The organism is Shinella sp. G-2 (genome assembly GCF_050172695.1).
Lineage (GTDB): Bacteria > Pseudomonadota > Alphaproteobacteria > Rhizobiales > Rhizobiaceae > Shinella.
The window spans coordinates 70,358-76,699 of record NZ_JBBEYH010000027.1 but is presented as its reverse complement, the minus strand read 5'-3'; the positions used below and the strand labels follow the sequence as shown (position 1 = coordinate 76,699).

Sequence of the window (6,342 nt, the reverse complement as noted above, 5' to 3'; positions counted from 1 at the left end):
AAGGAAAATACGGCGCGATCCGCGCCATCTGCTGTTCGCTCAGCAAAAACAAATCACTCATAACAGCCTCCTGACAGAGGCCATGAATCACAACTTATTCCAAATTAATAGGTCCTGAGCCTAGGCCAGCAAAGGCAGAGGCTCCGGCCTATTCCTGCCCCGCGGCGTCCTGCGTCGTGTTGTCGCCCGTCTCTGCGCGCTGCTTGGCGGCCGCCTCGCGTTCGCTCTCGCGCACCACATGCAGGAGGTCGGCGGCGATGGGCGGCGAGACCTCGACGGTCTTCTTCTGCTTGTCGTAGATGCAGACATAGGTGATCTGGCTTTTCGATTCCGGCGAAAGCCCCTCGACGGCGGCGATGCCGAAACTTTCCGAGCCCGTCGGCTCGACGAAGACCGTGGGCGTGCCAAGCGCTTCCGGCAGGCTGGCAAGGCAGCTTTTTTCCACGGCGGCGCGGAATTCCTCCCAGGCATCCGGCGAGGAGGCGTGCGCCATGGGGGCGGCGAGCGAGAGGGCGAGGGCGGCAAGGGGGATGATGCGCATGAAGGGCTCCGTATGGGCAGGGGCGGGCATAACGTCCCGGAGGGAAACAGGTTCCCGTCGCCCTTGATCTGGCATGCGAAACGGGAAGGATTTTGTCGCATGTCAGGAAAATTTGGAAGGCGGACGGTTGCCTCTTCCGGTTGCCGCTCCTATGTTCCGCTCACGGATTTCCTTCATAAAATCCCGTCGCCAGAGCAATGCCGGCAAGGAGGCCCAAACCGCCTTGCACCCGGAATTGCGGCAAACAAAGAGGAGACACCACCATGGCTTTTGAACTTCCGCCGCTTCCCTACGATTACGACGCGCTCGCGCCCTTCATGTCGCGCGAAACGCTCGAATATCACCACGACAAGCACCACAAGGCCTATGTCGACAACGGCAACAAGCTGGCGGAGGAAGCAGGCCTTGCGAACCTCTCCCTCGAGGAGATCGTCAAGAAGTCCTACGGCACCAACCAGGGTCTCTTCAACAATGCCGGCCAGCACTACAACCACGTCCATTTCTGGAAGTGGATGAAGAAGGGCGGCGGCGGCAAGAGCCTGCCGGGCGCCCTGCAGAAGGCGATCGACAGCGACCTCGGCGGCTATGACAAGTTCAAGGCCGATTTCGTCGCCGCCGGCACCACGCAGTTCGGTTCGGGCTGGGCCTGGCTCTCCGTAAAGGACGGCAAGCTCGCCATCTCCAAGACCCCGAACGGCGAAAACCCGCTGGTTCACGGCGCGGAGCCGATCCTCGGCGTCGACGTGTGGGAACACTCCTACTACATCGACTACCGCAACGCCCGCCCGAAGTACCTCGAAGCCTTCGTCGATAGCCTGATCAACTGGGACTACGTCCTGGAGCGCTACGAAGCCGCCACGAAGTAAGCCTTCCGGCGCACTGCATTTTAGAACCCCGGCCGGCAGCGGTCGGGGTTTTTGTTTGCGCTGTCAGCCGAGGGAGAGATGTGCTAGGATGTACACAAATCAACACAGGTGACGGACATGAGCAGCACGACGATGACGATCCGCGTCAGTGCGGACCTTAAGGAAAAGCTCGACCGGCTGGCGGCGGATACGCGTCGCAGCCGCTCCTTCCTCGCGGCCGAGGCGGTTTCCGCTTATGTCGCCCGGGAACTCGCGATTGTCGAGGGCATCAACGAAGGGCTGGAAGACGTCCGAGGCGGGCGGACCGTTTCGCACGACGAGGCCATGGCCGAACTCGCCCTGGTCGTCGATAGGGCCGAGCGTGAGCCGCGGTGAAACGGCCCGTCCAGTGGTCGCGCGCGGCCCTTGAAGACATGAAGCAGCAGGTTCGCCACATTGCCCGGGACGATGTCGCGGCGGCCCGTTCTGTCGCCGAGCGGATCGGCGCTGCCGCTCTCCTTGTCGGTGAGCGTGCGGTCGGTCGCCCCGGCCGCGTTTCCGGGACCTACGAGAAGTCGGTGAGCGGGCTTCCCTATGTCCTCGCCTATTGCATCGACACCCTCGGTGAGCAGGAGACGATCTTCGTTCTCCGTGTCATCCACACGGCGCGCCATTGGCCCGGCGAGGCCTGGCCGGACTAGAGTTTGTCAGGGAAAAGTGGGAACCGGTTTTCCCGAAAAGACAAATGAAAACAAAAGAAGTCAGAGCATGCTCTAGGCTCTTGCCGCCTCCCGCTCGGCCCATCCCGCGATCCAGATCTGGCGCAGCCTGTCGCCTTCGCCGCGGAAATGGCTGCCCGTCGCCGCATAGGCCTCCACCCGGTCGGCGCGGAAGTTGCGGATCGCCTGGCGCATCTCGCACCAGGCGACGATATTGGCGGTCTCCGAATAGTAGACGAGAGCGATGGGGCGGATGGTGCGCTCGCTGGCGCGGCCATATTCGTCGCGATAGTCGATGCGCAGCTTTTCCTCGTCGCGGATCGCCCGGCGCACGGCGGCAAGGTCGATGCCTTCAGGGGCGGGTGGCGCGGCGCCCCAGGCATGGAGCGCCCTGGCCGAGAGGGTCTGGCGCAGCGGCGGCGGCACGGCGCCGGCGATCTTCTCGCCCACCCGGCGGGCGGCCGCCTTCAGTTCCTGATCGCCCGTGCGCTCCAGAAGCGCCAGCGCCAGCACCACCGCCTCCGTCTCCTCGATGGAAAACATCAGCGGCGGCAGGTCGAAGCCGGGCCGCAGGATATAGCCGATGCCGCGCTCGCCCTCCACCGGCACGCGCATCGACTGGAGCGCGGCGATGTCACGGTAGATCGAGCGCACCGTCACCTCCAGCCGCGCCGCGATCTCGGCCGCCGTCACCGGCTGGCGCGCAAGACGCAGGATCTGGATGATCTCGAAGAGCCGCGAGGCCTTGCGCATGAAGGATCTCCGTCACTACTGACACATCCCTGTCAGTTGGCCTTGATTATAGCAGACATCAAGCACTTGAAACATAAGGCGGCGGCGCGCTCAAGCACCGCCCATGGTACTGGATACTGACATGACCTACAGCGAAAATCTCTGGCTTTTCTTCCTGCTTCTGACCGGCATCATCGTCGTGCCCGGCATGGACATGGTCTTCGTTCTCGCAAGCTCGCTGTCGGGCGGGCGCAAGGCCGGATTGTCCGCGACCTTCGGTATCATGGCGGGCGGGCTGGTGCACACGCTCTATGCCGCGCTCGGCGTCGGCGCGCTGCTCAGCTTCGCGCCGAAGCTCTTCGATGTGCTGCTGATCGCCGGTGCGCTCTATGTCGCCTATATCGGCTGGCAGCTCTTTCGCAGCTCCATCGTGGTCGACACGGTCGACGAACTCGACCGGCGCGGGCTGGCGACGCGCTTCCGCCAGGGCGCGCTGACCAGCCTGATGAACCCGAAGGCCTATCTCTTCATGCTGGCCGTGTTCCCGCAGTTCCTGCGGCCGGAATTCGGACCGCTCTGGCGCCAGGCGCTCATCATGCTCGTGATGATCTGGGCGACGCAGCTTGCCGTCTATGGCGGGCTGGCGCTTGCCGCCGCGCGCGGCCGCGATGCGCTCACCGGCAACCCAGCGGCCACCCGCCTGATCGGCCGCGCCGCCGGCGTGCTGCTTCTCGCCATCGCCGCGTTTACGGTGTGGCGGGGGATGGCGTGAGCCCGTCCCCGGCCGTGGCGTGCCGGCTTTCGCCGAAGAGGCGCTTCAGCGCAGCGTGCAGCAGGGTGACGACGAGGATGGAGACGTAGCCGTCGATGGCATAGTGCCAGCCGAAGAGCACGGAACTCAGCGCGACGATGGCGACGTAGACGAAGCCGGCGAAACCCGCGATGCGGCTGATGTCGCGCAGGAACAGCGCGTTCATCATCGCGACGCCGACATGCACGCTCGGAAAGGCGGAGATGCCGGTGCCGAACCCGACGATGTTCTGGCGCTGGATATCCCACAGATAGGCCTGGAACGCCGAGGAGAGGGTGCCCTGCAGCGCCTGCATCTGTGGGCCGAACCGTGCGGTGTCGCCCGTCACCGCACCATAGAAGGCGGGACCCGCGGACAGGAAGGCGCAGGCAAGGACGTTGCCGAGGGTCGCCCAGACGAGCACGAAGCTGAGACAGTAGCGCAGGCGAAGGCGGGGCGCCTGCAGCACGACGAAGAACAGGGGAACGAAGGCCAGCGCCGACCAGACCGCCGCGTAATTCCACTGAAGCGCCTCGATGATAAGCGGATTGTCGAGGTGGCCGAGGAGGAATGGCCCGGGGTCGGTGCCGCCATGCAGGGCGGCATCCAGATCGGCCAGGAACCGGTCCTGCGGAAAACCGCCCCAGAAGAACGGCATCAGCGTCTTGAAGGTGGTGAAGGATCCGAGGAACAGGAGAAGGGCGGTGAAGGTGATCGCGGCGCCGGCGGCCCGGCCGAGCAGTTCAGGCAGGCGGGCAAGGCGCGGCAGCCGCATGCCCGGCGCGCGCACCGCCGCGAGCACCAGGCGCGCTGCCGCATAGGCGACCGGGAGCGCGAGGAAATACAGCGGCGCGAATTGCTCGACATACCATTGATGCGCAGTGGCGGCGATGTCGCCGCGCCAGGCGACGATGACGAGCACCACGGTGCTGTGAGCGAGAATGAGGCCGTGGAGCGGCTGCATGTGCCGCAGCTCTGCCGACAGGGTATCGAGGAAGGTTTTCGACATGCGCATGCTGTTGGGGCTCGATCGGCCGTCGTTCCCCGAATTTGACTCTCAAAAGATCAACAAACGATAAAGATGCAACTTCTGGTGTCGGTCTTCTGTGTGGAGTATCAAAAATATTTTACTTTCATCGACTTCCTAAAATGCAATCATGGCCGCGCATCGTGAACCGGCGGCGCGGAATCAACCGGCCGCCAGCAATGGGAGTTGTCGATGAAGTTCAGGACTTTGGCCGTTGCGGCCGCGCTTGCGGCCCTTGGCGCCGGCGCCGTCGTGGCGGCGGACGAGCCGCAGGTCGTCCGCCAGGAGATGATGAAGAAGGTGGGCGGCGCCATGGGCGCGCTTGCGGGCATCGCCAAGGGTGAGAAGCCCTACGATGCGGAAATCGTCAAGGCATCGCTGACCACGATGAGCGAAGTGGCGAAAGCCTTCCCCGATCAGTTCCCGGCCGGCTCCGAAGCAGGCCACGAGACCGAGGCGAGCCCGAAGATCTGGGAAGCGATGGACGACTTCAAGGCCAAGGCCGCCAAGCTCGGCACGGATGCCGAGACCGCGCTCGCCAGCCTTCCGGCGGACCAGGCGGCGGTGGGCGCCGCGCTCGGCACCATCGGCCCCAATTGCGGCGGCTGTCACGAGGTCTACCGCGTAAAGAAGTAGCGGTAGACCGGTTCCCCCCGAAAGAGATGCCGACCGCCCTGGCGCCCCGCCGGGGCGGCGGCTTTCCGTATGAAGCCGCAGTCGCGGACAGGCCGTGAGAGGGACGATCGATGGGACTGAAGAAACTTCTTGGCGGCATCGTCCTGCTGGGCGTCGTCGGTGCGGGCGCCTTTCTCTGGATCACGCGGCCCGAGCGGCTGCCGGCCGAGACCTGGGCGGCGGCCGGCGAGCCGGACCTCGCGAACGGCGAGCGCATCTTCCATGCCGGCGGCTGTTCCAGCTGCCACGCCGCGCCCGGCGCGGCGGATGACCAGAAGCTGGTGCTGGCCGGCGGCCTCGGCCTGAAGAGCCCCTTCGGCACCTTCTATGCGCCCAACATTTCGCCGGACGAGACGGCGGGCATCGGCGCTTGGTCGCTGGCCGAATTCGGCGACGCCATGAAGCGCGGCACGGGCAAGGATGGCGAACACCTCTATCCCTCGTTCCCCTATGCTTCCTATGCGCGCATGACGGTGAAGGACATCAATGACCTCTACGGCTACCTGAAGACGCTGCCGAAGAGCACGAATGTCGCGCAGGAGCACGACCTGCCGTTCCCCTTCAACATCCGCCTGTCGCTCGGCGGCTGGAAGTTCCTCTACCTCAACGAAGCGCCGCGCGTGACGCTGGCCAATGCCGACGAAACGGTGACGCGGGGCCAGTACCTCGTCGAAGGGCCGGGGCATTGCGGCGAATGCCACACGCCGCGCGACATGCTGGGCGGCCTGAAGACCGACCTGTGGCTTGCCGGCGGGCCGAACCCGGAAGGCGAGGGGCGCATCCCCAACATCACGCCGGTCGAAGGTGGTTTCGGCAGCTGGAGCGCCGGCGACATCGTCAACTATCTGGAGACCGGCTTCACCCCGGATTTCGACAGCGTCGGCGGGGCGATGGTGTCCGTGCAGAAGAACATGGCGCAGCTGCCGAAGGAAGACCGCGAGGCTATGGCCGCCTATCTGAAGGCGATTCCGGCCCATTGAGGCCGGCGAGCCGCCGATGAAGGAACGAGGGAA

Annotated in this window: 9 protein-coding genes; 6 read left to right on the top strand and 3 right to left on the bottom strand. The window is 65.0% G+C overall.

The annotated features are described in order from the left end of the window. Positions 1-148 precede the first annotated feature (148 nt). Complete coding sequence (locus tag V8U06_RS25365) at positions 149-541, bottom strand: hypothetical protein (RefSeq protein WP_427143042.1); 393 nt, start codon at positions 539-541, stop codon at positions 149-151. 263 nt (positions 542-804) lie between these two features. Here V8U06_RS25365 and V8U06_RS25360 point away from each other — a divergent pair, with 263 nt between their 5' ends. The 3 genes from V8U06_RS25360 to V8U06_RS25350 all read left to right on the top strand — a co-directional run bounded on the left by V8U06_RS25360 (position 805) and on the right by V8U06_RS25350 (position 2,087). Continuing rightward, positions 805-1,407: a superoxide dismutase gene (locus tag V8U06_RS25360; protein WP_119258180.1), complete on the top strand. Its 603-nt coding sequence runs from the start codon at positions 805-807 to the stop codon at positions 1,405-1,407. 117 nt (positions 1,408-1,524) lie between these two features. Further along, a complete protein-coding gene (locus V8U06_RS25355; RefSeq protein ID WP_427143041.1) occupies positions 1,525-1,782 on the top strand; it encodes a CopG family ribbon-helix-helix protein in 258 nt (85 codons plus the stop codon). Next, on the top strand, positions 1,779-2,087 hold the full coding sequence (locus tag V8U06_RS25350) for a type II toxin-antitoxin system RelE/ParE family toxin (protein ID WP_427143040.1): 309 nt from the start codon (positions 1,779-1,781) through the stop codon (positions 2,085-2,087). The genes V8U06_RS25355 and V8U06_RS25350 overlap by 4 nt, the downstream gene beginning before the upstream one ends. A 72-nt stretch (positions 2,088-2,159) precedes the next feature. Here V8U06_RS25350 and V8U06_RS25345 read toward each other — a convergent pair whose 3' ends face one another. Beyond that, positions 2,160-2,858, bottom strand: a complete 699-nt coding sequence (locus tag V8U06_RS25345) for a helix-turn-helix transcriptional regulator (RefSeq protein WP_427143039.1) — start codon at positions 2,856-2,858, stop codon at positions 2,160-2,162. A gap of 121 nt (positions 2,859-2,979) precedes the next feature. On the opposite strand from V8U06_RS25345, the gene V8U06_RS25340 reads away from it, so the two are divergent. Continuing rightward, the gene (locus V8U06_RS25340; RefSeq protein WP_427143038.1) at positions 2,980-3,609 is read left to right on the top strand and encodes a LysE family translocator; all 630 of its coding nucleotides are present in this window, start codon (positions 2,980-2,982) and stop codon (positions 3,607-3,609) included. On the opposite strand, the gene V8U06_RS25335 is transcribed toward V8U06_RS25340, so the two are convergent. Next, positions 3,584-4,642, bottom strand: coding sequence for a phosphatase PAP2 family protein (locus V8U06_RS25335; protein ID WP_427143037.1), 1,059 nt, complete (start codon positions 4,640-4,642; stop codon positions 3,584-3,586). The genes V8U06_RS25340 and V8U06_RS25335 overlap by 26 nt on opposite strands. Positions 4,643-4,846: 204 nt before the next feature. On the opposite strand from V8U06_RS25335, the gene V8U06_RS25330 reads away from it, so the two are divergent. Beyond that, the gene (locus V8U06_RS25330) at positions 4,847-5,290 is read left to right on the top strand and encodes a c-type cytochrome (RefSeq protein ID WP_226919949.1); all 444 of its coding nucleotides are present in this window, start codon (positions 4,847-4,849) and stop codon (positions 5,288-5,290) included. Between the two features lie 110 nt (positions 5,291-5,400). Beyond that, positions 5,401-6,309: a c-type cytochrome gene (locus tag V8U06_RS25325; protein WP_427143036.1), complete on the top strand. Its 909-nt coding sequence runs from the start codon at positions 5,401-5,403 to the stop codon at positions 6,307-6,309. Positions 6,310-6,342: the final 33 nt, after the last annotated feature.

Excerpts from the sequence above, each read along its gene's own strand:
- V8U06_RS25355 (WP_427143041.1), top strand. The coding sequence starts at position 1,525 with ATGAGCAGCACGACGATGACGATCCGCGTCAGTGCGGACCTTAAGGAA.
- V8U06_RS25325 (WP_427143036.1), top strand. The coding sequence starts at position 5,401 with ATGGGACTGAAGAAACTTCTTGGCGGCATCGTCCTGCTGGGCGTCGTC.
- V8U06_RS25340 (WP_427143038.1), top strand. The coding sequence starts at position 2,980 with ATGACCTACAGCGAAAATCTCTGGCTTTTCTTCCTGCTTCTGACCGGC.
- V8U06_RS25330 (WP_226919949.1), top strand. The coding sequence starts at position 4,847 with ATGAAGTTCAGGACTTTGGCCGTTGCGGCCGCGCTTGCGGCCCTTGGC.
- V8U06_RS25345 (WP_427143039.1), bottom strand. The coding sequence starts at position 2,858 with ATGCGCAAGGCCTCGCGGCTCTTCGAGATCATCCAGATCCTGCGTCTT.
- V8U06_RS25335 (WP_427143037.1), bottom strand. The coding sequence starts at position 4,642 with ATGCGCATGTCGAAAACCTTCCTCGATACCCTGTCGGCAGAGCTGCGG.
- V8U06_RS25365 (WP_427143042.1), bottom strand. The coding sequence starts at position 541 with ATGCGCATCATCCCCCTTGCCGCCCTCGCCCTCTCGCTCGCCGCCCCC.
- V8U06_RS25360 (WP_119258180.1), top strand. The coding sequence starts at position 805 with ATGGCTTTTGAACTTCCGCCGCTTCCCTACGATTACGACGCGCTCGCG.